The organism is Xylophilus sp. Leaf220, assembly GCF_001421705.1.
GTDB lineage: Bacteria > Pseudomonadota > Gammaproteobacteria > Burkholderiales > Burkholderiaceae_C > Xylophilus.
Genome location: NZ_LMKO01000012.1, coordinates 59,686 through 85,797 on the forward strand (window position 1 = coordinate 59,686; position 26,112 = coordinate 85,797).

A 26,112-nucleotide genomic window follows, 5' to 3' on the forward strand; every position below is an offset into this window, starting at 1 on the left:
CCGAGACACCTTGACACCACGAAAACACCGCAACCCGCCCGCCGACTGCCCGTCGGCGGGCCGCCAGGCTCAATTCGCCTGCAGCCGCTGCAGCACTTCCGGCGTCGGATACCCATCCGCCGGCAATCCGACGCTCTGCTGGTAGCGCCGCAGCCCGTCGCGCGTCGCCGGGCCCAGCAGGCCGTCCGGCGTGCCGACCGCGAAGCCCTTGGCGTTGAGCGCCGTCTGCATCTGCCGCAGCTCGCTGCGGCCGAGCGGCGGCAGGTCCAGCGGCCACTGGGTGGCCAGCGGGCCGCCGCCGTCGATCCGGTCGGCCAGCATGCCGACCGCCAGGGCGTAGCTGGTGGAATTGTTGTAGCGCAGGATAGCCCGGAAATTGGGGCCGACCAGAAAGGCCGGGCCGCGCGCGCCGGCCGGCAGCAGCACGGCCGCATCGGTCAGGGCGGGCAGGGCGGTGCCGTCGGCTCGGCGCACGCCGGCGGCGGCCCAGGCGGCGGCGTCCTGGCGCACGGCCATGTCCGCGCGGGCGTAGTCGAAGCCGGGTGGCAACTGCACCTCCACGCCCCAGGGCTGGCCGGGTTGCCAGCCGGCACGGGCCAGGTAGTTGGCGGTGGAGGCCATCACGTCGGCCATGCTGCCCCAGATGTCGCGCCGGCCGTCGCCGTCGGCGTCGACCGCGTAGGCCAGGAAGCTCGACGGCAGGAACTGGGTGTGTCCCATCGCGCCGGCCCAGGAGCCGACCATGTGGCGGCTGTCGATGTCGCCGTTGTCGATGATCTTCAGGGCGGCCAGCAGTTCGCCGCGCGCCCAGTCCTGCCGGCGGCCTTCGAAGCCCAGCGTGGCCAGCGCATCGACCGTCGGGAAGTTGCCGAAGTTGGCGCCGTAGTTGCTCTCCATGCCCCAGATGGCGGCGATGGTGGCGGCCGGCACCCGGTAGCGGGCCTGCGCCGCATCCGCCTCGGTGCGGACCTGCGCCAGCTTGGCCCGGCCGTTGGCGACGCGCTGCTCCGACACCGCGCTGGCCAGGTAGTCCCACACCGGGCGGACGAATTCGGGCTGCGACCGGTCGAGGTCGATGGTGCGGGGCCGGTACTGCGCGCCGTCGAAGGCGTCGCGCAGTGTCGCCTCTCGGATGCCCTGGCTGCGGGCGTAAGCGGAGAAATCGGCGATCCAGCGGGCGAAGGCGGCCTGCTGGGCGGCGTCGTCCACCGGGGCCGCGGCGGCCGGGGCAGGGGCCGGTGCGGGGGCGGGTGTCGATACGGCGGGTGCGGCCACAGGCGCTGCGGGTACCGGTGCCGTCGGTGTCCCGCGCGGCGGCGTGCCCGGCGTCGCTGCCGGCGGGCCGGCGCATCCGGCCAGCGCCAGCGCCGCCACCAGCGATGCGCAGACCGCGAGGCGGTCGCAGGCCGCTGGCGGTCGGGCGGAACGGGGCCTGCCGAGGGCAGGCGCATTGGCGCTGAGAGGGGGCAGGGCGGGCACGGAGGAGAAGGGCATGGGCGGGCTCGGCGGCGGCAGAAGGAATCGGCCGATTGTCCTGCCCCCGTTTCGGCGCGCCGCAACACCGGGTTACCGCTGCAGGGGATGCCTCTGCGGGCCGGTCATACGGGAAACCTAGAATCCGCCACCGCGTTCCCCTGGTGCCCCATGCTCTCGCTCTCCGACCTGCCCGACCTTCCGGCGGTGCCCGACACCGTCAAGACCACGCTGTCCTTCGCCTGGACCGCCTACATCGCCATCCTGGCGGTCTGGATCGTGCTGCAGAAGCGCTCGCCGCTCTCTACCCTCAGCTGGATTCTGTCGATGGCCTGGCTGCCGGTGCTGGGCTTCGGGGTGTACTACTTCTTCGGCCCGCAGCGGATGCGGCGTCAGCGGATCAAGCGAATCCGCAGCCATGCCAACCTGTACGCGAAGAGCGATTTCGCCAACCTGCGCACGCTCAGCGACCATGCGCCGCAGCACCTGCAGCAGATGGGCCTGCTGGGCCACGCCACCTGCGACATCCCGGTCTCGACCGCGTCCGACGTGCGGCTGCTGGTGGGCGGCGCCCAGACATACAACGCGCTTTTCGAGGCGATCCGGGCGGCGCGCCACCATGTGCACCTGGAGTACTACATCTTCGAGCCCGACAAGATCGGTACCGCGCTGCGCGACCTGCTGGTCGAGAAGGCGCGGCAGGGCGTCAAGGTGCGGCTGCTGGTCGACGCGCTCGGCTCCAAGCGGCTCGGCAAGCGGTTCTTCGCGCCGCTGGAGGCGGCCGGCGCGGGCGTGGGCCTGTTCCACGACAGCCGCATCGGCCGGCGGCTGCGGCCGGTGATCAATTTCCGCACCCACCGCAAGATCGTGGTGTGCGACGGCGAGGTCGGCTTCACCGGCGGCCTGAACATCACCGACGAGGAAGACGAGCGCACCCGCCCCGACGCCTACCACGACGTGCACCTCCGGCTGGAGGGCAACGCGGTGCGCTGGCTGCAGATGGTGTTCATGGAGGACTGGGTCTACGCCACCGGCGAGCGCAAGCGCCGCACGGCGGAAGACTTCGACAAGCTGCTGCGCCCCACGGTGGTGGGCGAGCATGCGGTGCAGATCGTCGCCTCCGGCCCCGACAGCGCCTATGAGGCGATCCACCGGATGGTGCTGGCGGCGATCAACGGCGCGGTGCGCCGGGTGTGGATCGCCACGCCGTACTTCGTGCCCGGCTCGCCCACGCTGATGGCGCTGACCAGCGCCGCGCTGCGCGGGGTCGACGTGCGGGTGATGGTGCCGATGCGCAGCGATTCGCGCATCGTGAGCGCCGCGGCGCGCTCCTATTTCGACGAGCTGATCGAGGCCGGCGCCAAGGTCTGGGAGTACGAGGCGCGGATGCTGCACTCGAAGACGATGGTGTTCGACGACGACTGCGGGGTGGTCGGCACCGCCAACTTCGACAACCGCAGCTTCCGGCTCAACTACGAGATCTGCGCCTTTGTCTACGGGCCGACACTGACCGTGCCGCTGGGCGCGCAGTTCGAGCGCGACCTGCGCAAGTCGGTGCGGGTGGAGGCCGACCGCCATCTGCCGGCGTGGCAGAAGCTCTTCGACGCCACCGCGCGCCTGTTCTCGCCGTTGTTGTAGACCGCCCTTGAACAACAGAACCGTCGTCACGGCTGGCGGGCGGCATACTGACAATCCTTCAGATTCCCTTTGCTGCCGATGCATACCTTTCTCTGGCACGACTACGAAACCTTCGGCGCCAACGTGCGCCGCGACCGTCCTGCTCAGTTCGCCGCGATCCGCACCGATGCCGACCTGCGGGAGATCGGCGATCCGCTGATGCTCTACTGCCAGCCCGCGCCCGACTTCCTGCCCGAGCCCGAGGCCTGCCTGATCACCGGCATCACGCCCCAGACCTGCCTGGAGCGCGGCGTGCCCGAGCATGCGTTCTGCGCGCAGATCGAAGCCGCCTTCGCCACCCCCGGCACCGTGGGCGTCGGCTACAACACGATCCGGTTCGACGACGAGATCACCCGCTTCATGCTCTGGCGCAACCTGGCCGATCCGTACGCCCGCGAGTGGCAGAACGACTGCGGCCGCTGGGACCTGCTCGACGTGGTGCGCCTCACCTACGCGCTGCGGCCCGACGGCATCGTCTGGCCGAAGAAGGAAGACGGCAGCCCCAGCTTCAAGCTGGAAGACCTGGCGCGGGCCAACGGCCTGATGCACGACGCGGCGCACGACGCGCTCTCCGACGTGCGGGCCACCATCGCCCTGGCCCGGCTGGTGCGCGACCGGCAGCCCAGGCTGTTCGAGTTCGCCTTCGGCCTGCACCGCAAGGACCGGGTGGCGGCCGAACTGGGCCTGCCCTCCACCGCGCAGACCGCCAAGCCTTTCCTGCACGTGTCGGGCATGTTCCCGGCCGACCGCGGCTGCCTGGCGGTGATGTGGCCGCTGGCCCAGCACCCGACCAACAAGAACGAGATCTTGGCCTGGGACCTGGCGCAGGACCCGTCGGTGCTGGCGGGGCTGGATGCCGAGGCGATCCGCCAGCGGGTGTTCTCGCGCGCCGCCGACCTGCCCGAGGGCGTGGCCCGGCTGCCGCTGAAGGGCGTGCACCTCAACAAGTCGCCGATGGTGGTCGGCAACCTGCGCACCCTGTCGCCCGAGATGGCCGCGCGGTGGCAGATCGACCTGGAACAGGCCGGCCGGCACGCGGAGGCCGCCCGGGCACTGCCAGACCTCTCGGCCATCTGGTCCGAGGTGTACCGCCGGCCGCCGGAAGAGGGCCCGCGCGACGTGGACGAAGACCTGTACGGCGGATTCGTCGGCAACGCCGACCGGCGCCGGCTGACTCAGCTGCGCACCCTGGCGCCCGAGGCCCTGGCCGCCGCCCGCACCGGTTTCGACGATCCGCGGCTCGAAGAGTTGCTATTCCGCTACCGCGCGCGCAACTTCCCCGAGACGCTGTCCGAGCAAGATCAGGAGCGCTGGGAGCAGCACCGCACCGAAAAATTGCTCGAAGGCGCGGGCGGCGCCCTCTCGGTGGACGAGTATTTCGCCCGCATCGACGCCCTGGGCGAGACGGCCGACGAGCGCGGCGAAGCCATCCTGGGCGCCCTCTACGACTACGCCGAGGCGGTCGTGCCCGCCGGCTGAGCCAGGAAATCCCCGCCGTGCCGCCCGGCTTTGGCGGAAAATTCCGCATCGGCCGGCGCCCCGCCGCCGGGCACCAGCCTTCGATCCCAGCACCATGACCTCTCGCGGCATCACCACCGACATCGTCCACGCCGGCCGGGCCTTCGGCACCGAACACGGCGGCGTGCACCCCTCGATCCACGTCTCCACCCAGTACGGCTTCGACAAGGTCGACGACCTGATCGGCGTCTTCCAGGGCACGCTCAAGGGCGCCTACAACTATGCCCGCCAGGGCACGCCGACCACCGCGGCGCTCGAGACGCAGCTCGCGCGGCTGGAGGGCGGCGTGGGCGCGGTGAGCTTTGCGACCGGCATGGCGGCGGTCGCGGCCCTGTTCCTGACCCTGCTGCGCGCCGGCGACCACCTGGTGGCCAGCCGCTTCGTCTTCGGCAACACCAACAGCGTGCTCGACACCATCGCCGGCCTGGGCGTGGCGGTGAGCCGGGTCGATGCCACCGCGGTCGAGCACGTCGCCGCGGCCCTGCGGCCCGAGACGCGGATGGTCTTTGTCGAGACCATCGCCAACCCCGGCACGCAGATTCCCGACCTGGAAGCCATCGGTGCGCTCTGCAAGGAGCGCGGCATCCTTTACGTGGTCGACAACACGGTGCTGTCGCCGGCGCTGTTCAAGCCCGCGGTGGTCGGCGCCGGGCTGGTGCTGCATTCGCTCACCAAGACCATCGCCGGCCACGGCAACGCCTTGGGCGGCGCGCTGGTCGATACCGGGCTGTTCGACTGGTCCGCCTACCCCAATATCGCCGCGCCCTACCGCAAGGGCGACGCGCGGCAATGGGGCCTGACCCAGCTGCGCAAGAAAGGGCTGCGCGACATGGGCGCCTCGCTCTCGTCGCAGCACGCCCATGCGATCGCGGTTGGCGCCGAGACGCTCACCCTGCGGCTGAAGCAGGCGAGCGCCACCGCGCTGTCGCTGGCCGGCTTCCTGGAGGCGCATCCGGCGGTGGCACGGGTGCACTACCCGATGCTCGCGTCCCACCCCCAGCACGCGCTGGCGCGCCGGCTGTTCGGCGCAGGCTCGTGGCTGATGGCCTTCGAGCTGCAGGACGCGGAGGACTGCCTGCCCTTCATCGACCGCCTACAGCTGCCGGTCAAGGCGACCGGCCTGGGCGACACCCGCAGCCTGGTGATCCCGGTGGCCCACACCATCTTCTGGGAAGCGGGCGCCGCGGTGCGGGCCGACATGGGCATTGCCGACGGCCTGGTGCGGCTGTCGGTGGGGCTGGAAGACGAGGCCGACTTGCGTGCCGACCTGGAGCAGGCCCTGCGATGATCCGCGAGGGCGGCGGCGCTGCCTTCTCCGGTGCAGCAGGCCTGCTGCGGGAGTTCCGTCTGCGCCCGCCCGCCGATCCGCAGGAAGACGCCGAGATCCGGCGCCGCACCCTGCGCGAACTTTGGCCGATCAACCTCGGCATGCAGATCTACGGCGGCCTCAGCCTGGGGCTGACCCACTGGCTCACCAGCACCGAGCTGGCCGATACCGCGGTGCTCTCGCCGGTCTACTCGCTGCTGCTGCTGAGCTTCGCCATCACGCTGATGTGGCACGACTGGACGGGTCTGTGCATCGGCCGGTTCCTGTGCCTCGTGGCGGTGGTGGTGGGCCTGCGCATCAGCATCCAGCAGACGGGCAACCCGTATTTCTGGCCGATCCCGGTGGCTTTGGTGATGGGGCTGACCACCGCGATCGCCTACGACCACATGGGCGAGTACACCGCCAGCAACCTGCTGTGCTGGGGCATCCTGTGCGACTGGGGCCTGGTCGACAACGGCCACCCCGAGCAGGCGTCGCGCATCGCGCTGTTGATGGTGTCGGGCATCGTCCTCGGCATCGCGGTGAACATGCTGCTGACGCTGTCGCGGCGCCGTGCGCACCGGCTCAACCTGCACATGGCACGGATGGCCCACCGCGATTTCCTGACCGGCATCCGCAACCGGCGCAGCTTTCTCGAGGTGGTGGAGGCCGACCTGAAGGCCCGGCCCGACGTGCACCGCTACTGCCTGATGCTGGACGTGGACAACTTCAAAAAGATCAACGACGACTTCGGCCATGCGGTCGGGGACGGGGTGCTGGTCGACATCGCCGGAACCATCCGCCGCGTGGCCGGCGACCAGCACCACGGCCGCCTGGGCGGAGAGGAGTTCGGAATCATCGTGGCCGGACTGCAGTACGACGAGGTCCGTGCGTTCGCGGCCCGCATGGTCGCCGAGATCGCCGCGATGTCGGTGCGCGGCCGGCCGCTGTCGGTCAGCATCGGCCTGGCCCGTTGCGCCGCGGGCATCGCCCTGGCCCAGACGATGCAGCGCGCCGACCGCGCCCTGTACCAGGCGAAGACCGCCGGCAAGAACCGCTACGTGGCCGAAGCGCCGCCGTTGGGGCTGGTGGTCTAGGGCGTCCGGACCGCCCACTAGGCCGCCTCAGCGCGACCAGCGCTTGGCGGCCTTCTGCTCCAGGGTGATCTCCACGGCTTTCTGCACCGCCGGCTGGCCGGTCTGCGGGTCGATGTCGACCATGTCCTCCAGCGCCAGGTCTTTCACCTCGCCGCCGGTCTTGTTCTCGAGGTCTTCCAAAACGGCGCCGATGGCTTTTTCTGCCTCGGCGACGGCAGCGGGGGTAGGGGTGGTCATGCGGGGTCCCGGCGGGATGGTGATGGGTCGATTGTCCGTTCGCCGCCGACGCACGGCGTGTCGGCCGGTCGGTGTGTCCGCCTGTCGGTCGGCTTCTTTCCGTCGCCTGCCGGATGAGGGGCCGAATGCGCTTCTGGCCGGCATTACGCGCCGACCTTGTGCTATCGAAGTCGTAGCATCAGCGGCCGCCGGGCCGGTGCAGCCTGTCGACCCGGGACGGTCGGCCCGGCAGGTGGAGCGCGGCCGTGGCCGGCGGGTTCTCGGCCAGCAGCCGGCCACGGCGGAACACCTTGAGGCGGGTCGCGCGCAGGCGCAGGGCCTCGACCGGGTCGCGGGCCTGCAGCAACACGAAGTCGGCGTGGCAGCCCGGGACCAGGCCGTACCCCTCCAGCCCCATGATCCGGGCCGGGGTGGTGGTGACCGCCTCGAAGCACTGGCGCATCGCCGCCTGGCTGGTCATCTGCGCCACGTGCAGGCCCATGTGGGCCACGTCCAACATGTCGGCCGAGCCCAGGCTGTACCAGGGATCCATGCAGCAATCCTGGCCGAAGGCGACCGGCACGCCGTGGGCCAGCAGCTCGGGGACCCGGGTCATGCCGCGGCGCTTGGGGTAGGTGTCGTGCCGGCCCTGCAGCGTGATGTTGATCAGCGGGTTGGCGATCACGTTCACGCCGCTCTCGGCCAGCAGGGGCAGCAGCTTGCTGACGTAGTAGTTGTCCATCGAATGCATCGAGGTGCAGTGCGATCCGGTCACCCGGCCCTGCAGGCCGAGCCGCAGCGCCTCGGCGGCCAGCGTCTCGATATGGCGCGACAGCGGGTCGTCGGTCTCGTCGCAGTGCATGTCGACCGGCAGGCCCCGCTCGGCCGCCAGCTCGCAGAGCAGGCGCACGCTCTCGGCACCGGCCGCCATCGTCCGCTCGAAATGCGGGATGCCGCCGACCACCTGCACCCCCATGTCGAGCGCCCGCTTCAGGCTGCGCAGGCCGCCCGGGGTGCGCAGCACGCCGTCCTGCGGAAACGCGACCAGCTGCAGATCCAGGTAGGGCGCCACCCGCTTCTGCACGTCGAGCAGCGCCGCGACCGTGACCAGCCGCGGGTCGCTGGTGTCGACATGGCTGCGGATCGCCAGCAGCCCCCGCGACACCGCCCAATCGCAGTAGGCCAGGGCACGCTCCACCAGCGCCTCGTGTGTCAGCTGGGGCTTCAGCTCGCCCCACAGCGCGATGCCTTCGAGCAGCGTGCCGCTGGCATTGACGCGGGGCAGGCCGTAGCTCAGCGTCGCATCCAGGTGGAAATGCGCATCCACGAAGGGCGGGCTGACCAGCTGGCCCTGCGCGTCGAGGGTTTCGGCGGCGTCCGCCTGCAGGCCGGCTGCGACGTCGACGATGCGCCCGTCGCGCACCGCGATCGACATGTCGGTGCGGCCGTCGGGCAGGGTGGCGTGGGTGACGAGCAGTTGGAGCATGGGTGAGGACTTTAAGTGGCTGGGGACCTGGCGCCAGTACGGGCGGTCGGCACAGGGCTGGGCGAAGGCCGATGCTGCGACCGCTCTGGCAAGCGGCCTGCAAGCGGCGGTACGCGCGACCGAGGGGGACGGTTGACCGTGCCCCTTCGCGCCGTTGTCGTAGTGGTTGTAGGACAACACCGCGATAAACATGAACGTCAGATGAAAAGTATGTGGAGAATGTTTGAATGGGTTTCCAGGTGATGGGTTGTGTACCGCGGTTCGTCCTCGCCGCTACCGGCCTTTCGGTCATCGCAGACGCTGCCTCCCGGCCCAGCAATGTCTGCAGAAATGGCCATTTCCATACGTGCAAGCTATACGGGAAACCATGGGGAGTGTGAAATGAGGGACGAATTACGGCATATCGCCTTGAGCGTCAGCGAACCGCGACCGGGCGTGTTCTGCTGGGTCATGCTGGAAGATGCCGGCGGTACCGGCGCCTGGACCGAGATCGAGAAGTCCGACATCTGCTACTCCAGCTACCTGGGCGCGTTGGGTGGCGGCGTGTTCGAACTGGACCTGATGGGCATCGGATCGCGCGGCCCGCGCACGTCGATGTCGCAGGGGCCGGAGGCGGGGCCCCTGCGCGACGCGGGCTGGGGCGTTCCCCAGTAGAAGAGCGCCGCCCGCATTCCGACCGGTTGGCCCGGTGCGGCCGACCGCCCGGTCCCCCTGGCCGGGGGCGCACGCCCCGCTGCGAACCGTGCCGACGACCATGTCGATCCCGTCACCGCTCGCCCCGGCGATACGGCCGCATCAGGGCCTGCGGATACGCCGCCTTCCGCGCCACCAGCACCAGCGCCAGGATCGACAGCAGGTAGGGCAGCATCAGGTACAGCTGGTACGGCACCACCGTCTCCCCGCCCGCCTGTTGCAGCCGCAGCTGCAGCGCATCGAAGAAGGCGAACAGCAGTGCCCCCAGCAAGGCCTTGCCCGGCCGCCACGAGGCGAACACCACCAGCGCCACGCACACCCAGCCCCGCCCGTTGACCATGTTGAAGAAGAAGGCGTTGAACGCCGACAGCGTCAGGAACGACCCCGCTACGCCCATCAGCGCCGAGCCCGCCACGACCGCGCCGGTGCGCACCGGCGCCACCGGCACGCCCTGGCTCTCGGCGGCCTGCGGGTTCTCGCCCACCATCCGCACCGCCAGGCCGAGCGGCGTGCGGTAGAGCACCCAGGCCAGGGCCGGTACCAGCAGCAGGGCGGCCAGGGTCGGTGCGGTGGAGGCCGACAGCACTGGCAGGCCCCCCAGGTCCAGCGGCGCGAAGGGCATGACCGTCGGCGGCGTGTTCACCTTGGGGAACGACACCCGGTAGCCGTAGTAGCTGAGCGAGGTCGCCAGCAGGGTGATGCCCAGTCCGCACACATGCTGCGACAGCGCCAACCCCACGGTGAGGGCCGCATGCAGCAATCCGAAGGCCGCTCCGACCAGCGCCGCCACCGCCACGCCGCCCCAGAGCGGCAATCCCTGGTACACCGCCAGCCAACCGGCGAACGCGCCGGCGACCATGATCCCTTCGATGCCCAGGTGGAGCACGCCGGCGCGCTCGCAGAGCAGCACGCCCAGCGTGCCGAACACCAGCGGCGTAGCGATGCGCAGCACCGCCGTCCAGAACGCGGCGGTGCCGAGGATGTCGAGGAGCTCGGTCATGGCAAGGCGGCACCGGAGGCGCCGTGGTGCAGCAAGGCTGTGCTACGAAAAAAATAGCTGCAGGCCGGCGCGGGACGCCGGCCCGGGCCCTGGATGGCTCGCAAAAAGCCGCTCATCGCCAGCGCACCCGGTACTGCGCACCGAGCGAGGCCACCAGCACCGACAGCAGCGATGCGCTGACGATCACGTCGGCGATGTAGGTCGGCACGCCCACCGCGCGGCTCATGCTGTCGGCGCCCACCTGCACGCCCGCGACGAACACCGCGGCCGCCACCACCCCCAGCGGATGCAGCGCGGCCAGCATCGCGATCACGATGCCGGTGTAGCCGTAGCCGGGCGACATGTCGAGGGTGACGTAGCCGGTGCGGCCCGCCACCTCCACCGCCCCGGCCAAGCCTGCCAGCGCGCCCGACAGCATCGCCACAAGCACCACGGTGCGGGTGACCGGTACGCCCGCGAAGCCAGCCGCCCGCGGATTGGCGCCCAGCGCCCGGATGCCGAAGCCCGCCACCGAACGCTGCAGCAGCAGCCACAGCGCCACCGCCAGTCCGCAGGCGATGAGCAGGCCGGTGTGCACCCGGTTCTGCGGCACCAGCTTCGACAGCTCCACCTGCTCCTGCAGCGCCACGCTCTGCGGCCATCCGAGGGCGGTCGGGTCCTTCATCGGTCCGTCGAGCAGGGCCGACACCGCCAGCAGCGCGACGAAGTTCAGCAGCAGCGTCGTGACCACCTCGTCCACGCCCAGGTGGCGTTTCAGCAGCGCTGGCCCCAGCAGCAGCAGGGCGCCGGCCAGCGCCGCTGCGGCCAGCATGGTCGGCAACAGCAGCCACGCCGGCCACTCCAGCCCGGTGCCGCCGTGCAGGCCGCCCACTGCCACCGCGGCCAGGGCGCCGGCGTACAGCTGGCCCTCGGCCCCGATGTTGAACAGCCGGGCGCGGAACGCCACCGCCGCGGCCAGGCCGGTGAGGATCAGCGGGACCGCCCGGGTCAGCGTCTCGCTCCAGGCGAACACCGAGCCGAAGCCGCCCTGCAGCAGCAGCGCGTAGGTGCGTCCGACCGGCGCGCCGGCCCAGCGCACCAGCAGCGTGCCGACCAGCAGGGTGAAGCCGATGGCGGCGACCGAGGCGATGCCGAGTGCCAGCGGCGACGCGCGGTGGCGTTTTTCCAGCCTCATGCGGCGGTCTCCGGAAAAGCGGGCGCGGCTGCCGTCGAATCGGGCACCGCGCCCGCGCCGGCCATCGCCAGGCCGATCGTGTCGCGGCTCCAGGCGGCCGCCGGCAGGGCGGCGCTCAGCCGGCCCTCGTGCATCACCGCGATGCGGTCGCCCATCGCCATCACCTCGTCCAGGTCGTCGGAGACCAGCAGCACCGCGGCGCCGGCGTCGCGGGCGGCGAGTATCTGCGCCTGCACGTACGCCACCGCGCCGATGTCGAGGCCCCAGGTCGGCTGGTGCGCCACCACCAGCTGCAGCGGGGCGCCGTCGCCCGGCGGCGGACGCAGCGCCCGGCCGAGGATGAGCTTCTGCATGTTGCCGCCGGAGAGCGACCGGGCCGGGGTGTCGGGCCCGCCGCCGCGCACGTCGAAGGCCTGCACGATGTCGGCGGCATGGGCCCGCGCCGCCGCGCGTCGCACCCAGCCGCCGCGCGAGAACGCCCGGCCGCGCAGCCGCTCCGAAACCGCGTTCTCCCAGATCGGCAGCTCGCCCACCACGCCCACGGCGTGGCGGTCCTCGGGGATGCGGGCCACGCCCTGCCGCACCAGCCGGGCGGGGGAGGGCGGCAGCGGACCGTCGCCCAGCAGGGCCCGGCCGGCCACTGCGCGGCGGGTGCCGCAGAGCAGCTCGGCCAGTGCCACCTGGCCGTTGCCCGAGACGCCCGCCACCGCGACGATCTCGCCGCGCCGCAACTGCAGCGACACGCCGCGCAGCCGGTCGCGCGCGCTGCCGGCGGTATGCACCGCCTCCAGCGTGCAGACCGGCGCGCCGACCGCCGTGGCGGGCCGCTGTCCGGCGGGCTGCAGCGCCCGGCCCACCATCCAGGCGGCGAGCTGGGCGGCGCTGGTGCCGGCCGCCGGCGCCTCTGCCACCAGCCGGCCGCCGCGCAGCACCGCCAGCCGGTCGGACACGCGCAGCACCTCGGCCAGCTTGTGGCTGATGAAGATCACCGACAGGCCCTGCGCCACCATCTGCGCCAGGGTGGCGAAGAGCGATTCGCTCTCCTGCGGCGTGAGCACCGCGGTCGGTTCGTCCAGGATCAGGATGCGGGCGCCGCGGTAGAGCGCCTTGAGTATCTCGACCCGCTGCCGCTCGCCGACCGAGAGCGCGCCGATGCGCGCGTCCGGGTCCACCCGCAGGCCGAAACGCTCGCCCACCGCCTGCAGCCGCTGCCGCGCCGCCGACCGGCGCGAGAACGGCCACCACAGCGGCTCGGTGCCCAGCACCACGTTGTCGAGCACCGAGAGGTTGTCGGCCAGGGTGAAGTGCTGGTGCACCATGCCGATGCCCGCGTCCAGCGCCGCCTGCGGTTGGCCCGGCGCGAGCGGCCGGCCGAAGGCTTCGATGCTGCCGGCATCGGCCCGGTAGTGGCCGAAGAGGATGGACATCAGCGTCGACTTGCCGGCGCCGTTCTCGCCCAGCAGCGCCAGCACCTCGCCGGCATGCAGCGCCAGCGACACGTCGTCGTTGGCGACCACGGTGCCGAAGCGCTTGGTGATGCCCTGCAGCCGCAGCACCGGCGCGCCGCCGGTACCGGCGCGGCGCGCGTGCTGCGCCGCCGGCCCGGCGGCCGCGGCGACCTGCATCCCGCTCACTTCGCGGTGGACTTGGGCTGGCTGTCGTCCACCTTCACGGCGAACCTGCCGGCCAGGATGTCGGCCTCCCGGGCCCGCACCTTGGCCACGATGTCGGCCGGGATCTTCTTCTCGAAGGTGCCGAACGGCGCGAGCGACGCACCCTTGTGCTGCATCGTCGAATACGGGCCGTAGTCCTCGGCCTTGTACGTGCCCGCCTTGACCAGGGCGATGGCGCGGTCGACCGACGGCTCCATGTGCCACAGGGCCGACGCGACCACCGTGTCGGGGTACTGCGCCTGGGTGTCGATGACGTTGCCGATGGCCAGCTTGCCGCGCTCCTTGGCGGCGTCGCTCACGCCGAAGCGCTCCGCATAGAGCACGTCGGCGCCCTTGTCGATCATCGCGAAGGTGGCTTCCTTGGCCTTGGGCGGATCGAACCAGCTGTTGATGAAGCTGATGCTGAACTCGACCTTCGGGTTGGTCTCCTTCGCGCCGGCCATGAACGCCTGCATCAGCCGGTTGACCTCGGGGATCGGAAAGCCGCCGACCATGCCGATGCGGTTGCTCTTGGTCATGCCGCCGGCGACCATGCCGCTCAGGTAGGCGGGCTCCTGGATGTAGTTGTCGAACACCGAGAAGTTGGGGGCCGCCGGCTTGCCCGACGAGCCCATGACGAAGGCCGTCTTGGGGAAGTCCTTGGCCACCTTGCGGGCCGCGGCCTCCACCCCGAACACCTCGCCGAAGACCAGCTGGTTGCCGCCGGTAGCGTACTCGCGCATCACTCGCTCGTAGTCGGCGTTGGCAACGTTCTCGCTGGATTTGTATTCGATCTCGCCGCGGGCCTCGGCCGCCTTCAGCGCCTTGTGGATCCGGCTGACCCACTGCTGTTCGTACGGCACGGTGTAGATCGCGGCCACCTTGAGCCTGGCTGCACCCTGTGCGAGCGAGAGGCCCGGCACTGCGGCCGCGAGGACGGCGGCCACGGCGGCGGCGTGGTGGAGGAAACGGCGGCGGTCGGTCATCGGCGGGGCTCCTGTCGCAAACCTGCGTTTGCTATCGAAAGCAGAGCTGCCGGCCGTCGACCATCGACGGCTGCGGCCCTACTTGGTTCCAAAAATACGGTCGCCCGCGTCGCCCAGGCCCGGCAGGATGTAGCCGTGGCTGTCGAGCTGGCGGTCGACCGCAGCGGTGTAGATCGGCACGTCGGGATGGGCGGCCTGCATCGCGGCCACGCCTTCGGGGCAGGTGAGCAGGCAGACGAACTTGATCGACTTGGGGTTGAGCTTCTTCAACCGGTCGATGGCGAGGATGGCCGAGTTGCCGGTGGCGAGCATCGGGTCGACCACGATCAGGTCGCGCTCCTCGGTCTCGGCGGGCATCTTGAAGTAGTACTCGACCGGCTGCAGCGTGTCGGGATCGCGGTACATGCCGATGTGGCCGACGCGGGCGCCGGGCACGACCGCCATCATCCCGTCGAGGATGCCGGTGCCGGCCCGCAGGATCGAGACGAGCACCAGCTTCTTGCCGTCGATCATCGGCGCCAGCATGGTCTCCATCGGCGTCTCGATCTCGACGTCCTGCAGGGCCATGTCGCGGGTCACCTCGTAGGCCATCAGCGTGCTTACCTCGCCCACCAGCCGGCGAAAGCCGTTGGTGCTGGTGTCCTTCTTGCGCATCAGGGTCAGCTTGTGCTGCACCAGCGGATGCGAGATGACGTGGAGGTTGGGCGATGTGGTGGGCATGGGGTGTGTCCTTGTGGGATGCGGGGCGGGGGAGGGTAGTGCCGGGTCGGCCGCCGCACCAGACAAGGGCGTCTGGTGCGGGATGACGCAAGCGGCATGCCAGAGTGGACCGTTTGGTCGGAAACGGTCCGGAAATTCGGGGCGGCGCAGGATAGCACGGGGGTGCGCGCCGCCCGGACGCGAAAAAGGCCGGCGACCTTTTCGGGTCGCCGGCCTCGTGGCGGGGCCGCGGAGCGGCGCCATGCCGTGCCTCAGGCGGCCTGCTTCAGAAGCTTGTCCAGCGTGACCGGATAGTCGCGCACCCGGATGCCGCAGGCGTTGTAGATCGCGTTGGTCACCGCGGCGCCGGCACCGGAGATGCCCAGCTCGCCGATGCCCTTGCTCTTCAGCGGGTTCGACCACTCGTCGAGTTCGGGCAGGAACACCACTTCGATGTCGGGGATGTCGGCATGCACCGGCACGTGGTACTCGGCCAGGTCGTGGTTGATGAACGAGCCGTAGCGCTTGTCGGTCACCAGCTCCTCGTGCAGCGCGGCACCGACGCCGAAGATCATGCCGCCGATGCACTGGGAACGTGCCGTCTTCTCGTTGAGGATGCGGCCGGCGGCGAACACGCCGAGCATGCGGCGCACCCGTACCTCGTAGGTGTCCATGTTGACGCCCACCTCGACGAAGTGCGCACCGTAGCCGGCTTGGCTGTGCGTCTTCTCGTTCTGGCCGGGCGCCACTTCGCCGATGGCCTCGACCGCGCCCCGCCAGGCAAGATCGACCACCGGCACCGTCTGGGCCCCGTCGGTGAGGGCGCCGTTGGCGATGGTGGCCTTGTCGGGCACCATGCCGGCGCGCTGGGCGAGCTGGGCCCGGATCTTCATGCAGGCGTCGTACACCGAACTGCCCGAGCTGCCGGCGCCCCAGGAGCCGCCCGACCCGGCACCGGCCGGGTAGAGCGTGTCGCCCAGCTCGACCTTGACCTTGTCGAGCGGCACGCCCAGCAAATCTGCCGCGATCTGCGACAGGATCGTGTAGGTGCCGGTTCCGATGTCGGTCATGGCGGTCTGCACCAGCACGTTGCCCGATTCCTGCAGCTGCACCCGTGCCTTGGACTTCATCAGCGGATTGGCCCGCACCGCCGCGGCCACGCCCATGCCGACCCACCAGCGGCCGTCCTGCTGCTGGCGCGGTTGCGCGCTGCGGCGCGACCAGCCGAAGCGGCGGGCGCCGTCTTCCAGGCAGGCCACCAGGCTGCGGCTGGAAAAGGGCACCTTCTTCTCGGGGTCCTGCGACGGCTCGTTCTTGATCCGCAAGGCGACCGGGTCCATGCCCAGGCTGTGGGCCAGTTCGTCCATCGCGTTCTCGAGCGCCAGCATGCCGACGGCTTCGCCGGGTGCCCGCATCGCGGCAGCGGCCACCTTGTCGAGCACGGCCAGGCGGTGGGTGGTCTCGCGGTTGGGTGCGGCGTAGAGCATCCGCGTGCCCAGGCCGGCAGGCTCGTAGGTGCTCTCGTCGGGCAGGTTGTCGCTCCAGGTGTCGTGGCCGACCGCCACCAGGGTGCCGTCGCGGTGCGCGCCCAGGCGCAGGCGCTGCACCGTCTCGCTGCGGCGCGAGGTGTTGAAGAACACCTGCTGGCGCGACTGCACCACCTTCACCGGCATGTCGAGCTTGCGCGCGGCCAGCGCGGCCAGCACCGCCTCGTTGCACACGTCGAGCTTGCCGCCGAATCCGCCACCGATATACGGCGTGACGACGCGGACCTTGTCCTTGGGGATCTTCAGCACGCCGGAGAGGCCTTCGACCGCCCAGTGCGGCATCTGGTTGGCGGTGTGTACCGTCAGGGCGCCGTCCTTCCACTCGGCGATGGTCGCGTGCGGCTCCATGGCGGCGTGCGACTGGTCGGGCGTGGTGTAGGTCACGTCGGTCCTGACTTCGGCCTTGTCGAAGGCGGGGTCGAACTTGCCGACGGCGGTATCGACCGGCTGGCTCGGGTCCGAGGCCTTGGGCTTGCGCGCGGTGTCGACGATGGTCTCGCGGTCGAAACGGCCCTTGGCCTTGCTGTCGTCGGCGTACTTCACCGTCAGCGCCGCCGCGGCGTCGCGTGCCTGCTCGAAGCTGCGGGCCACGACCAGGGCGACCGGCTGACCGTAGTGGTGGATCTCGCGGCCCACCAGCTGCGCCTTGGCGTGCTTGCCCTTGCCCTGCCGGGCGACGTTCTCGTGCGTCAGCACCAGCAGGACGCCGGGCATCCTGCGCACCGCCGATGCGTCGATCGACGCGATGCTGCCCTTGCCGATGGCCGAGCCGACGATCCAGCCGTAGGCCGCCTGCACCTCGTGGTACTCGGCCGCATAGGGGGCCTGCCCGGTGACCTTGAGCCTGCCGTCGACGCGGCTGATCGATTTGCCGACGGTGCCTGCGGCGTTGTCGTCCAGCGCGTTGCGCGGAATGTGTTGGCTGATTTCCATGGGGTTCCTTCGGTCGCGCTCAGGCGCGGGTCGCTTCGTCGAGCACGGCGGTCACGGTGCGGCGCACGAGCGGAATCTTGAAATCGTTGTGGCCCTGGCCCTTGGCGCCGGCGAGCAGTGCATCGGTGGCGGCGGTCCATTTGCCGGCCGAACCGTCGCGTATCGCCGCTTCCGCGGCCGGCTGTCGCCAGGGCTTGTGCGCCACGCCGCCTAGCGCCAGCACGCTGCCGGTCTTGCCGCCCTGCGGCTGCACGATGGCGGCGACCGAGATCAGCGCGAAGGCGTAGGAAGCGCGGTCGCGTACCTTGCGGTAGATCTGTCGTCCGCCCACCGGTGCGGGCAGCACCACAGCGGTGATGACGTCCTGCGGCCCCAGGTTGCTGTCGCGCTCCGGCTCGTTGCCGGGCAGGCGGTGGAAGTCGGCGATCGGGATGGTGCGGCGGCCCGAGGGGCCGTGGGTCTCGACCTGCGCATCCAGCGCGTGCATCGCCACCGCCATGTCGGATGGATGCACAGCGATGCAGGCCTCGCTCGCGCCCAGGATCGCGTGGATCCGGTTCACGCCGCCGATGGCCGCGCACCCACTGCCGGGCTTGCGCTTGTTGCAGGGCATGTGGGTGTCGTAGAAATACGGGCACCGGGTGCGCTGCAACAGGTTGCCGCCGGTGGTCGCCTTGTTGCGCAACTGGGCCGACGCGCCGGAGAGCAGGGCCCGGCTCAGGAGCGGGTAGTCGCGCCGGATGCGCGGGTCGGCCGCCAGCGCCGAGTTGCGCACCATCGCGCCGATCCGTACACCGCCTTCAGGCGTCGCGTCGATGCCGGCCAGCGGCAGGCGGCTCACGTCGACCAGGTGGGCCGGTGTCTCGATCTGCAGCTTCATCAGGTCGAGCAGGTTGGTGCCGCCCGCGATCAGCTTGGTGTCGGGGCGCGATGCGAGCATCTGCGCGGCGGACTCGATCGAGTCGGCGCGGTCGTAGCTGAACTGTTTCATGCCTGGCCTTTCGCGACGACGCGGATGGCCGCGACGATGTTGGGATAGGCCGAGCAGCGGCACAGGTTGCCGCTCATGCGCTCGCGGATTTCGGCGTCGGACAGGGTGGCGTTGCCTTCGAGGCTCTCGCTCACGTTGCTCGGCATGCCGCGGCGGGCTTCGTCGAGCATGCCGACAGCCGAGCAGATCTGGCCGGGGGTGCAGTAGCCGCACTGGAAGCCGTCGTTGTCGATGAAGGCCTGCTGCATCGGGTGCAGTTGCTGGCCACTGGCCAGGCCTTCGACGGTGGTGACCTTGTCGCCGTCGTGCATCACGGCCAGGGTCAGGCAGGAGTTGATCCGCTCGCCGTTGACCAGCACGGTGCAGGCACCGCACTGGCCATGGTCGCAGCCCTTCTTGGTGCCGGTGAGGTGGATGTGCTCGCGCAGGGTGTCGAGCAGGGAGGTGCGGGGATCGAGCTGGAGCGCATGCTCCTTGCCGTTGACCGTGAGGCGCACCGGCAGGGTCGGGCCGTCGGGTGCTACGGGAGCGGGGGCGGGTACTGCAGCGGTCTGGCCGGAAGCACTGTCTGCCGTTCCGACCAGCACGCCCGCGGCGCTGGCGCAGACGGTAGACTGCAGCACCGTGCGCCGGCGAACCGGAACGGCTGGGAGCGAGGAAGCCATGGTGATCCTGTCTTTTATCGTGGGGAAGGACTCGGATGAATCCCTTTCCCCACGATAAGGACCGGCACTTGCGTGGCGCTGTAGGACATTTTCGTCCCGGCGCAACGGACGCCACCCCGCGTGCATCGCCCGGTGGTCCGCCCGGCCACCCGGCGGGCCGGCTACCGCTTGCGGCCGCCGAACAGGCTGCCGAGCACGCCGCGGATGATTTCGCGGCCGACGGTGGTGCCCATGGTGCGCACGGCCGACTTGGCCATCGACTGCGCCAGCCCGTCGCGCTTGCCGCCGCGCGGCCCGGTGCTGCCGAACAGCACGTCGTGCAGGCCGCCCATCAGTCCGCCGTCTCCGGTCTTGCCGGCCGCGCCGGTGCTGCCCGGCATCGGCTGCGCCGCGGTGGCGGTGCGGTCGCGCAGCATCTCGTAGGCCGACACCCGGTCGACCGCCTTCTCGTATACGCCGGCGACCAGGGACTGCGCCATCAACTGGGCGCGGCGCTCGGGCGCGATAGGTCCGAGCAGGCTGGCCGGCGGCAATACGAAGGCGCGGTCGGTCACCGACGGCCGGCCCTGCGCATCGAGCAGGCTGATCAGCGCTTCGCCCACCTGCAGCTCGGTGATCGCCGCTTCGATGTCCAGGCCCGGCTTCTGCCGCATCGTCTGGGCGGTGGCGCGCACCGCCTTCTGGTCGCGCGGGGTGAAGGCGCGCAGGGCATGCTGCACCCGGTTGCCCAGCTGGGCCAGCACGCTGTCGGGAATGTCCAGCGGATTTTGGGTGACGAAGTACACGCCCACGCCCTTCGAGCGCACCAGGCGCACCACCAGCTCGATCCGCTCGACCAGCACCTTGGGCGCGCCGTCGAACAGCAGGTGGGCCTCGTCGAAGAAGAAGACCAGCTTGGGCTTGTCGGGATCGCCGATCTCGGGCAGTTGCTCGAACAGCTCCGACAGCAGCCACAGCAGGAACGTCGCGTAGAGACGGGGCGACTGCATCAGCCGGTCGGCCGCCAGCAGGTTGACCACGCCGCGGCCGTCGCGGGTCTGCAGCAGGTCCTGGATGTCGAGCATCGGCTCGCCGAAGAAGCGGTCGCCGCCCTGGCTCTCGATCTGCAGCAGGCCGCGCTGGATCGCGCCGACGCTGGCGGCGCTCACGTTGCCGTAACTGGTCTTGTAGTCGGCGGCCTGGTCGGCCACGTGCTGCAGCATCGCCCGGAGGTCCTTCAGGTCGAGCAGCAGCAGGCCCTGGTCGTCGGCGATCCGGAAGACGATGTTGAGCACGCCGGCCTGGGTGTCGTTCAGGTCGAGCATGCGGCCGAGCAGCAGCGGGCCCAGGTCGGATACGGTGGCCCGCACCGGGTGGCCGCTCTGCCCGAACACGTCCCAGAAGGTCACCGGGCAGGCGGCCGGCTCCGGCGGCGCGATGCCGCGGCTCTCCAGCACCGCGCGCAGCTTCTCGCCGATGCGGCCCGGCTCGGCGACGCCGGCCAAATCGCCCTTCACGTCGGCCATGAAGACGGGCACGCCGATGCGGGAGAACTGCTCGGCCAGGGTCTGCAGCGTGACCGTCTTGCCGGTGCCGGTGGCCCCGGTGATCAGCCCGTGCCGGTTGGCCAGGGCGGGCAGCATGTCGAACGTGGCATCGGCGTTGCGCGCGATGGTCAGGGGCGGAAGGGCAGAGGCCATCGGCATTCTCGAAGACGGGTGGGGCGCCAGTGTAGCCAGCGGGTGCCGGCCGGCAAGCTCGGCTCCGCGCACCAATCGGCGCGCCCGTCTTCGGTGGACGCTGGTACGCCATGGGCGCCACCACCATGCAAAAGCTGTAGAAATATCCAGTATCCTCGTGCGTTTCGCCGCGGAGCGGTGCGGCCTTCGACCGGCAGCGCATCCGACCGCCCGGCTGCGTGCGATGCGGGCGGTCGCGGCAGGCCGAAAGGTAAAATCGCGCATGGCCCGGACCCCGGGCGACCCTCTGCATCACTAGAAGAGATACCAAGCATGGCCGGACACAGTAAATGGGCGAACATCCAGCACCGCAAGGGGCGGCAGGACGAGAAGCGCGGGAAGGTCTGGACACGCGTCATCCGGGAAATCATGGTGGCCGCACGCGCCGGTGGCGGTGACCTGGGCATCAACCCGCGGCTGCGGCTGGCGGTCGACAAGGCCAAGGCGGTCAACATGCCCGCCGACACCATCAAGCGCAACATCGACAAGGCGACCGGCAACCTCGAAGGCGTGAACTACGAGGAGATCCGCTACGAGGGCTACGGCATCGGCGGCGCCGCCATCATCGTCGACACCATGACCGACAACCGGGTGCGCACCGTGGCCGACGTGCGCCACGCGTTCAGCAAGTACGGCGGCAACATGGGCACCGAAGGCTCGGTGGCCTTCCAGTTCAGGCATGTGGGCCAGCTGGTCTTCGCGCCCGGCACCGACGAGGACAAGGTGATGGAGGTCGCGCTGGAGGCCGGAGCCGACGATGTCGTGACCGACGACGACGGCGCGATCGAGGTGCTGTCGGCGCCCGCCGAGTTCGAGGCGGTGAAGAACGCCCTGGAGGCCGCCGGCCTCGCCGCCGACATGGCGGAAGTCACCATGCGCGGCGAGAACACGATCGACCTGGCCGGCGAAGACGCCGTCCGGATGCAGAAGCTGCTCGACGCCCTCGAAGACATCGACGACGTGCAGGCCGTCTTTCACAACGCAGCGATTTCCGAATGAACCTTCTCTCTTTCCGTGGCGCGGATGCGCTCTTTCCTGCCGTGCGCGAAGCCGGTTCTCGTGGTGGTGCGACCGGAGGTGCGGCATGAAGGTTCTCGTCATCGGCGGCGGTGGCCGCGAACACGCCCTGGCCTGGAAGCTGGCGCAGTCGCCCAAGGTGCAGAAGGTCTTCGTGGCGCCCGGCAACGGCGGCACCGCCCGCGACGCGCAGCTGGAAAACATCGCGATCACCGACGTGCAGGCGCTGCGCGCCTGGGCGCAGGCCGAGAAGATCGGCCTGACGGTGGTCGGCCCCGAGGCTCCCCTGGCCGCCGGCGTGGTGGACGAGTTCCGCGCCCACGGCCTGAAGGTCTTCGGCCCGACCCGGGCGGCCGCGCAGCTGGAAAGCTCCAAGGCGTTCTCCAAGGCCTTCATGCAGCGCCACGGCATTCCGACGGCCGAGTACGACACCTTCACCGACGCCGCCGCGGCCCACGCCTATGTGGACGCCAGGGGCGCGCCGATCGTGGTGAAGGCCGACGGCCTGGCCGCGGGCAAGGGCGTGGTGGTGGCGATGAGCCTGGCCGAGGCGCACGAGGCGATCGACTTCATGCTGGCCGACAACAAGTTCGGCGTGGTGCACAACGCAGGCGGCGCGCGGGTGGTGATCGAGGAGTTCCTGCAGGGCGAGGAAGCCAGTTTCATCGTGCTGTGCGACGGCAGGAACGTCACCGCCCTGGCCACCAGCCAGGACCACAAGCGTCTGCAGGACGGCGACCAGGGCCCCAACACCGGCGGCATGGGCGCATATTCGCCGGCACCGGTGGTGACGGCCGACGTGCACGCCCGCGCGATGCGCGAGATCATCCTGCCGACGATCCGCGGGATGGAAAAGGACGGTATCCCCTACACCGGTTTCCTCTACGCCGGGCTGATGATCGATGCGCAGGGCAAGCCCAAGACGCTCGAATTCAACTGTCGCATGGGCGATCCCGAGACGCAGCCGATCGTGATGCGCCTGAAAAGCGATCTCTCCGAAGTGCTGCTGGCAGCCGCCGAAGGCCGGTTGGATCAGGTCGAGCTGCAGTGGGACCGCCGCGTGGCGCTGGGCGTGGTGATGGCCGCGCACGGCTACCCGCTGGACCCGCGCAAGGGCGACGCCATCCACGGACTGCCCGACGACGAGGACGATGCGATGGTGTTCCACGCTGGCACCGTGCTGGAGGACGGCGTGGTCAAGACCTCCGGCGGCCGGGTGCTCTGCGTGACCGTGCTGGCCGACAACGTGCGCCAGGCGCAGCAGCGTGCCTACGACGTGGCCCGCGGCGTGCATTTCGACGGCGCGCAGTACCGCCGCGACATCGGCTTCAGGGCCCTGCGCGGTTGATGGCGGTCACGGACTCGGCCGGGCAGATGCGCGCCTACCTGGTGGGCCTGCAAGGGCGCATCGTGTCGGCCCTGGAGGCGATCGAGGCCGAGGCCGGCGGCACCGCCGCCTTCGTCACCGATCCGTGGCAGAAGGCGGCCGATGAGCCGCTGCAGGGCGAGGGCATCACCCGCATCCTGGAAGGGGGCGCGGTGTTCGAGCGGGCCGGCTGCGGCTTCTCCCACGTGCGCGGCCCGCGGCTGCCGCCCTCGGCCACCGAGCACCGGCCGCAACTGGCCGGCGCGCCGTTCGAGGCGATGGGCGTGTCGCTGGTCTTCCACCCCCGCAACCCGTATGTGCCGGCGGTGCATATGAACGTCCGGATGATCGCGGCCGGCCATCCCGGCGAGGTGCCGGTCTGCTGGTTCGGCGGCGGCATGGACCTCACGCCGTGCTACGGCTTCGAAGACGATGCGCGCCACTTCCACGCCACCTGCCGCGACGCGCTGGCGCCCTTCGGCGAAGACAAGTACCCGCGCTTCAAGGAATGGTGCGACCGGTATTTCTTCCTGAAGCACCGGCAGGAAGCGCGCGGCATCGGCGGCATCTTCTTCGACGATTTCGCCGAGCTGGGCGCCGAGCGCAGCCAGGCGATGGTGCAGGCGGTGGGCGATGCGTTCCTGGCCGCCTACCTGCCGCTGGTGGCGCGGCGCCAGGACACGGCCTACGGCGAGCGCGAGCGTGACTTCCAGCTCTACCGCCGCGGCCGCTATGTCGAGTTCAACCTGGTCTGGGACCGGGGCACCCACTTCGGCCTGCAGTCGGGCGGGCGCACCGAATCGATCCTGCTCTCGATGCCGCCGTTGACCACCTGGCGCTACGACTACCGCCCCGAGCCAGGGTCGCCCGAGGCGGCGCTGACCACGCACTTCCTGCCGGCGCGGGACTGGGTGTGAGCGCCTCCGCCCCGCGCCGGATCGGCATGTTCGGCGGCGCGTTCGACCCGCCGCACCGGGCGCATGTCGCACTCGCGCAGGCCGCGGTAGCGCAGCTCGGGCTGGACTGCCTGCACGTGTTCCCGACCGGCCATGCGTGGCACAAGACCCGGACGCTGAGCCCTGCCGAAGACCGGCTGGCCATGGTCCGCGCGGCCTTCGTGGGGGAGCCGCACATCACCGTCGACGACCGCGAGATGCGCCGGCCCGGCCCCACCTACACGGCCGATACGCTGAACGAGCTGGCGGCCGAGAATCCGGGCGCCGCGCTGTTCCTGGTGATGGGCGCCGACCAGGCCGCGCGGCTCGGCACCTGGCACGCCTGGGAGGAGATCGTCCGCATTGCTATAATTTCAATAGCTGGACGTCCAAATGCGACGAGCACCAGCGATGTTTTTCATGCGGAACGCCTGCCCGGCGCCCGCATCCGGCAGATCGCACTGCCCGCGCAGGACATCAGCGCCACCGACATTCGCCAGCGCGTAGCCGAGCACCGGGGGATCGACCTTCTGGTCCCGCCTGTCGTTGCAGGCTATATTGACCGACATCACCTTTACCGAACCAACCGATGAGCACCACCAAAACGGAAACCACCGCCAAGAAGGACGTCCAGAAACTTCAGCGCGCCATCGTCGATGGCCTCGAAGACGTCAAGGCGCAGGATATCCAGGTGTTCAACACCGAGAACCTCTCGCCCCTGTTCGAGCGGGTGATCGTGGCCTCGGGAAGCTCCAACCGCCAGACCAAGGCGCTGGCCGCCAGCGTGCGCGATGCGGTGCGCGAAGCCGGCTTCGGCAAGCCCCGCGTCGAAGGTGAAGACAACGGCGAATGGATCATCGTCGACTGCGGCCCCGCCGTGGCGCACATCATGCAGCCGGCGATCCGCCAGTACTACCACCTGGAAGAACTGTGGGGCGAGACGCCGGTGCGCCTCAAGCTGGGCGCCGCCAAGCCGGCGCAGCCGGAAGCAAAGCCGAAGCGCACCCGCAAGGCAGCCGCCGCACCGGAAGTCGCGGCGCGCAAGCCGGGCAAGCCGTCGGTGAAGGCGGCGACGGGCGCTGCCAAGACTGCGGCCGGCAAGACGGCTGCGGCGAAGACTCCAGCTGCCAAGGCGCCTGCGACGCGGTCCACCTCCACCCGGCCAGCGGCCGTCAAGGCGGTGAAGACCGCCGCGGTCAATGTGCCCGCCAAGAAGGTCGTGGCCAAGAAGGCGCCCGCCAAGTCGGTGGCCGGCCAGGACGCCAAGCCGATGCAGGTGCTGGTGGTCAAGCCCACCGTGCGTCCGCCGTCGAAATCCGCTGCCGCGGCCGCGCCGCGCGCGCGCCCGAGCGCCAAGACGGCCGGCCGTGCGGCCGCCGCCAAGACCGCGTCCCCCACGGCTGCCGCCAAGAAGCCTTCGCGGGCCACGTCGAGCAAGCCGGCGCCGAAGAAGTGGTCTCGCATCTGATCCGGTAGCCGGGGGTGAAGGTCTTCATCGTGGCCGTGGGCCAGCGGGTGCCCGCCTGGGCGCAGACGGCCTACGACGATTACGCCAAGCGGTTCCCGCCCGAGATCAAGGTGGAGCTGAAGGCGGTCAAGACCGAACCGCGCGGCTCCAAGTCGCTCGAGACGCTCTATGCCGCCGAGCGCGCCCGGATCGAGGCTGCCATTCCCCGCGGCACCCGCACCGTGGTGCTGGACGAGCGGGGCACCGCGCTCACCACCGTCGCCCTGGCCGCGCGGCTGCAGCAGTGGCAGCTGGGCGGGGACGACGTGGCGCTGGTGATCGGCGGGCCCGACGGGCTCGATCCGGATTTCCGCCGGTCCGCGCACGAGTCGATCCGCCTCTCCGACATGACCCTGCCGCATGCCTTCGCCCGGGTGCTGCTGATCGAGCAGCTCTACCGTGCCTGGTCGGTCAACGCGGCGCATCCCTACCACCGCGAATAGCCGGCCCGCCGGT

At 70.4% G+C, this 26,112-nt stretch carries 23 protein-coding genes; 11 read left to right on the forward strand and 12 right to left on the reverse strand.

Translation table 11 applies throughout. The features are described 5' to 3' along the window. Positions 1-69: 69 nt before the first annotated feature. A complete protein-coding gene (locus ASE76_RS09100) occupies positions 70-1,494 on the reverse strand; it encodes a lytic murein transglycosylase (protein ID WP_082448242.1) in 1,425 nt (474 codons plus the stop codon). A gap of 150 nt (positions 1,495-1,644) precedes the next feature. Here ASE76_RS09100 and cls point away from each other — a divergent pair, with 150 nt between their 5' ends. The 4 genes from cls to ASE76_RS09120 all read left to right on the forward strand — a co-directional run bounded on the left by cls (position 1,645) and on the right by ASE76_RS09120 (position 7,071). Beyond that, positions 1,645-3,111 (forward strand): cardiolipin synthase, encoded by a 1,467-nt coding sequence (cls, locus tag ASE76_RS09105; RefSeq protein WP_055838045.1) that lies wholly within the window; start codon positions 1,645-1,647, stop codon positions 3,109-3,111. A 78-nt stretch (positions 3,112-3,189) separates the two neighbouring features. Next, positions 3,190-4,629: an exodeoxyribonuclease I gene (gene sbcB, locus ASE76_RS09110; RefSeq protein ID WP_055839196.1), complete on the forward strand. Its 1,440-nt coding sequence runs from the start codon at positions 3,190-3,192 to the stop codon at positions 4,627-4,629. Between the two features lie 94 nt (positions 4,630-4,723). Continuing rightward, positions 4,724-5,956: a cystathionine gamma-synthase family protein gene (locus ASE76_RS09115; RefSeq protein WP_055838048.1), complete on the forward strand. Its 1,233-nt coding sequence runs from the start codon at positions 4,724-4,726 to the stop codon at positions 5,954-5,956. Then, on the forward strand, positions 5,953-7,071 hold the full coding sequence (locus ASE76_RS09120; protein ID WP_055838052.1) for a diguanylate cyclase: 1,119 nt from the start codon (positions 5,953-5,955) through the stop codon (positions 7,069-7,071). The genes ASE76_RS09115 and ASE76_RS09120 overlap by 4 nt, the downstream gene beginning before the upstream one ends. Before the next feature lie 27 nt (positions 7,072-7,098). Here the strand turns inward: ASE76_RS09120 and ASE76_RS09125 are convergent, their stop codons facing one another. Both ASE76_RS09125 and ASE76_RS09130 read right to left on the reverse strand, forming a co-directional pair. Continuing rightward, complete coding sequence (locus ASE76_RS09125; protein ID WP_055838054.1) at positions 7,099-7,308, reverse strand: hypothetical protein; 210 nt, start codon at positions 7,306-7,308, stop codon at positions 7,099-7,101. A 178-nt stretch (positions 7,309-7,486) separates the two neighbouring features. Next, positions 7,487-8,773: an amidohydrolase family protein gene (locus tag ASE76_RS09130; RefSeq protein ID WP_055838058.1), complete on the reverse strand. Its 1,287-nt coding sequence runs from the start codon at positions 8,771-8,773 to the stop codon at positions 7,487-7,489. A gap of 408 nt (positions 8,774-9,181) precedes the next feature. Between ASE76_RS09130 and ASE76_RS09135 the strand changes: the two genes are divergently transcribed. Continuing rightward, a complete protein-coding gene (locus tag ASE76_RS09135; RefSeq protein ID WP_055838061.1) occupies positions 9,182-9,427 on the forward strand; it encodes a hypothetical protein in 246 nt (81 codons plus the stop codon). Between the two features lie 112 nt (positions 9,428-9,539). Here the strand turns inward: ASE76_RS09135 and ASE76_RS09140 are convergent, their stop codons facing one another. The 9 genes from ASE76_RS09140 to ASE76_RS09180 form a co-directional block, all read right to left on the reverse strand. Further along, the gene (locus tag ASE76_RS09140; RefSeq protein ID WP_055838062.1) at positions 9,540-10,466 is read right to left on the reverse strand and encodes an ABC transporter permease; all 927 of its coding nucleotides are present in this window, start codon (positions 10,464-10,466) and stop codon (positions 9,540-9,542) included. 112 nt (positions 10,467-10,578) lie between these two features. Continuing rightward, complete coding sequence (locus ASE76_RS09145) at positions 10,579-11,640, reverse strand: ABC transporter permease (protein WP_055838066.1); 1,062 nt, start codon at positions 11,638-11,640, stop codon at positions 10,579-10,581. Next, positions 11,637-13,265, reverse strand: coding sequence for an ABC transporter ATP-binding protein (locus ASE76_RS09150; RefSeq protein WP_082448244.1), 1,629 nt, complete (start codon positions 13,263-13,265; stop codon positions 11,637-11,639). Before ASE76_RS09150 ends, ASE76_RS09145 begins: the two co-directional genes overlap by 4 nt. Positions 13,266-13,270: 5 nt before the next feature. After that, on the reverse strand, positions 13,271-14,278 hold the full coding sequence (locus ASE76_RS09155; RefSeq protein ID WP_055838068.1) for a BMP family protein: 1,008 nt from the start codon (positions 14,276-14,278) through the stop codon (positions 13,271-13,273). Positions 14,279-14,356: 78 nt separating this feature from the next. Beyond that, positions 14,357-14,998, reverse strand: coding sequence for a uracil phosphoribosyltransferase (upp, locus tag ASE76_RS09160; RefSeq protein WP_055838071.1), 642 nt, complete (start codon positions 14,996-14,998; stop codon positions 14,357-14,359). Positions 14,999-15,249: 251 nt separating this feature from the next. Next, positions 15,250-17,457, reverse strand: a complete 2,208-nt coding sequence (locus ASE76_RS09165; RefSeq protein ID WP_055838074.1) for a xanthine dehydrogenase family protein molybdopterin-binding subunit — start codon at positions 17,455-17,457, stop codon at positions 15,250-15,252. A gap of 19 nt (positions 17,458-17,476) precedes the next feature. Further along, positions 17,477-18,448 carry a xanthine dehydrogenase family protein subunit M gene (locus tag ASE76_RS09170; RefSeq protein ID WP_055838077.1) on the reverse strand — a complete coding sequence of 324 codons (972 nt, stop codon included), beginning with the start codon at positions 18,446-18,448 and terminating at the stop codon, positions 17,477-17,479. Further along, positions 18,445-19,113: a 2Fe-2S iron-sulfur cluster-binding protein gene (locus ASE76_RS09175; protein WP_055838080.1), complete on the reverse strand. Its 669-nt coding sequence runs from the start codon at positions 19,111-19,113 to the stop codon at positions 18,445-18,447. The genes ASE76_RS09170 and ASE76_RS09175 overlap by 4 nt, the downstream gene beginning before the upstream one ends. 161 nt (positions 19,114-19,274) lie before the next feature. After that, positions 19,275-20,792: a helicase HerA-like domain-containing protein gene (locus ASE76_RS09180; protein ID WP_055839201.1), complete on the reverse strand. Its 1,518-nt coding sequence runs from the start codon at positions 20,790-20,792 to the stop codon at positions 19,275-19,277. Between the two features lie 312 nt (positions 20,793-21,104). Between ASE76_RS09180 and ASE76_RS09185 the strand changes: the two genes are divergently transcribed. The 6 genes from ASE76_RS09185 to rlmH all read left to right on the forward strand — a co-directional run bounded on the left by ASE76_RS09185 (position 21,105) and on the right by rlmH (position 26,099). Continuing rightward, entirely contained in the window at positions 21,105-21,830 is a 726-nt protein-coding gene (locus ASE76_RS09185; protein ID WP_055838083.1) for a YebC/PmpR family DNA-binding transcriptional regulator, read from the forward strand. Positions 21,831-21,915: 85 nt separating this feature from the next. Further along, positions 21,916-23,196, forward strand: a complete 1,281-nt coding sequence (gene purD / locus ASE76_RS09190; RefSeq protein ID WP_055838086.1) for a phosphoribosylamine--glycine ligase — start codon at positions 21,916-21,918, stop codon at positions 23,194-23,196. Continuing rightward, complete coding sequence (hemF, locus tag ASE76_RS09195) at positions 23,196-24,131, forward strand: oxygen-dependent coproporphyrinogen oxidase (protein ID WP_055838089.1); 936 nt, start codon at positions 23,196-23,198, stop codon at positions 24,129-24,131. Before purD ends, hemF begins: the two co-directional genes overlap by 1 nt. 26 nt (positions 24,132-24,157) lie before the next feature. Next, on the forward strand, positions 24,158-24,742 hold the full coding sequence (gene nadD / locus ASE76_RS09200; RefSeq protein WP_055839204.1) for a nicotinate-nucleotide adenylyltransferase: 585 nt from the start codon (positions 24,158-24,160) through the stop codon (positions 24,740-24,742). Further along, a complete protein-coding gene (rsfS, locus tag ASE76_RS09205) occupies positions 24,739-25,617 on the forward strand; it encodes a ribosome silencing factor (protein WP_055838092.1) in 879 nt (292 codons plus the stop codon). Before nadD ends, rsfS begins: the two co-directional genes overlap by 4 nt. Before the next feature lie 14 nt (positions 25,618-25,631). Continuing rightward, on the forward strand, positions 25,632-26,099 hold the full coding sequence (gene rlmH, locus ASE76_RS09210; protein WP_055838095.1) for a 23S rRNA (pseudouridine(1915)-N(3))-methyltransferase RlmH: 468 nt from the start codon (positions 25,632-25,634) through the stop codon (positions 26,097-26,099). Positions 26,100-26,112 lie beyond the last annotated feature (13 nt).

What these genes read in the sequence shown, in the direction of transcription:
- ASE76_RS09175 (WP_055838080.1), bottom strand. Translation starts at nt 19,113, where the DNA reads ATGGCTTCCTCGCTCCCAGCCGTTCCGGTTCGCCGGCGCACGGTGCTG.
- hemF (WP_055838089.1), top strand. Translation starts at nt 23,196, where the DNA reads ATGGCGGTCACGGACTCGGCCGGGCAGATGCGCGCCTACCTGGTGGGC.
- rsfS (WP_055838092.1), top strand. Translation starts at nt 24,739, where the DNA reads ATGAGCACCACCAAAACGGAAACCACCGCCAAGAAGGACGTCCAGAAA.
- cls (WP_055838045.1), top strand. Translation starts at nt 1,645, where the DNA reads ATGCTCTCGCTCTCCGACCTGCCCGACCTTCCGGCGGTGCCCGACACC.
- upp (WP_055838071.1), bottom strand. Translation starts at nt 14,998, where the DNA reads ATGCCCACCACATCGCCCAACCTCCACGTCATCTCGCATCCGCTGGTG.
- ASE76_RS09150 (WP_082448244.1), bottom strand. Translation starts at nt 13,265, where the DNA reads ATGCAGGTCGCCGCGGCCGCCGGGCCGGCGGCGCAGCACGCGCGCCGC.
- ASE76_RS09140 (WP_055838062.1), bottom strand. Translation starts at nt 10,466, where the DNA reads ATGACCGAGCTCCTCGACATCCTCGGCACCGCCGCGTTCTGGACGGCG.
- nadD (WP_055839204.1), top strand. Translation starts at nt 24,158, where the DNA reads ATGTTCGGCGGCGCGTTCGACCCGCCGCACCGGGCGCATGTCGCACTC.
- ASE76_RS09130 (WP_055838058.1), bottom strand. Translation starts at nt 8,773, where the DNA reads ATGCTCCAACTGCTCGTCACCCACGCCACCCTGCCCGACGGCCGCACC.
- ASE76_RS09185 (WP_055838083.1), top strand. Translation starts at nt 21,105, where the DNA reads ATGGCCGGACACAGTAAATGGGCGAACATCCAGCACCGCAAGGGGCGG.
- ASE76_RS09120 (WP_055838052.1), top strand. Translation starts at nt 5,953, where the DNA reads ATGATCCGCGAGGGCGGCGGCGCTGCCTTCTCCGGTGCAGCAGGCCTG.
- ASE76_RS09170 (WP_055838077.1), bottom strand. Translation starts at nt 18,448, where the DNA reads ATGAAACAGTTCAGCTACGACCGCGCCGACTCGATCGAGTCCGCCGCG.
- ASE76_RS09100 (WP_082448242.1), bottom strand. Translation starts at nt 1,494, where the DNA reads ATGCCCTTCTCCTCCGTGCCCGCCCTGCCCCCTCTCAGCGCCAATGCG.
- purD (WP_055838086.1), top strand. Translation starts at nt 21,916, where the DNA reads ATGAAGGTTCTCGTCATCGGCGGCGGTGGCCGCGAACACGCCCTGGCC.
- ASE76_RS09165 (WP_055838074.1), bottom strand. Translation starts at nt 17,457, where the DNA reads ATGGAAATCAGCCAACACATTCCGCGCAACGCGCTGGACGACAACGCC.
- ASE76_RS09145 (WP_055838066.1), bottom strand. Translation starts at nt 11,640, where the DNA reads ATGAGGCTGGAAAAACGCCACCGCGCGTCGCCGCTGGCACTCGGCATC.
- ASE76_RS09155 (WP_055838068.1), bottom strand. Translation starts at nt 14,278, where the DNA reads ATGACCGACCGCCGCCGTTTCCTCCACCACGCCGCCGCCGTGGCCGCC.
- ASE76_RS09180 (WP_055839201.1), bottom strand. Translation starts at nt 20,792, where the DNA reads ATGGCCTCTGCCCTTCCGCCCCTGACCATCGCGCGCAACGCCGATGCC.
- sbcB (WP_055839196.1), top strand. Translation starts at nt 3,190, where the DNA reads ATGCATACCTTTCTCTGGCACGACTACGAAACCTTCGGCGCCAACGTG.
- ASE76_RS09125 (WP_055838054.1), bottom strand. Translation starts at nt 7,308, where the DNA reads ATGACCACCCCTACCCCCGCTGCCGTCGCCGAGGCAGAAAAAGCCATC.
- ASE76_RS09115 (WP_055838048.1), top strand. Translation starts at nt 4,724, where the DNA reads ATGACCTCTCGCGGCATCACCACCGACATCGTCCACGCCGGCCGGGCC.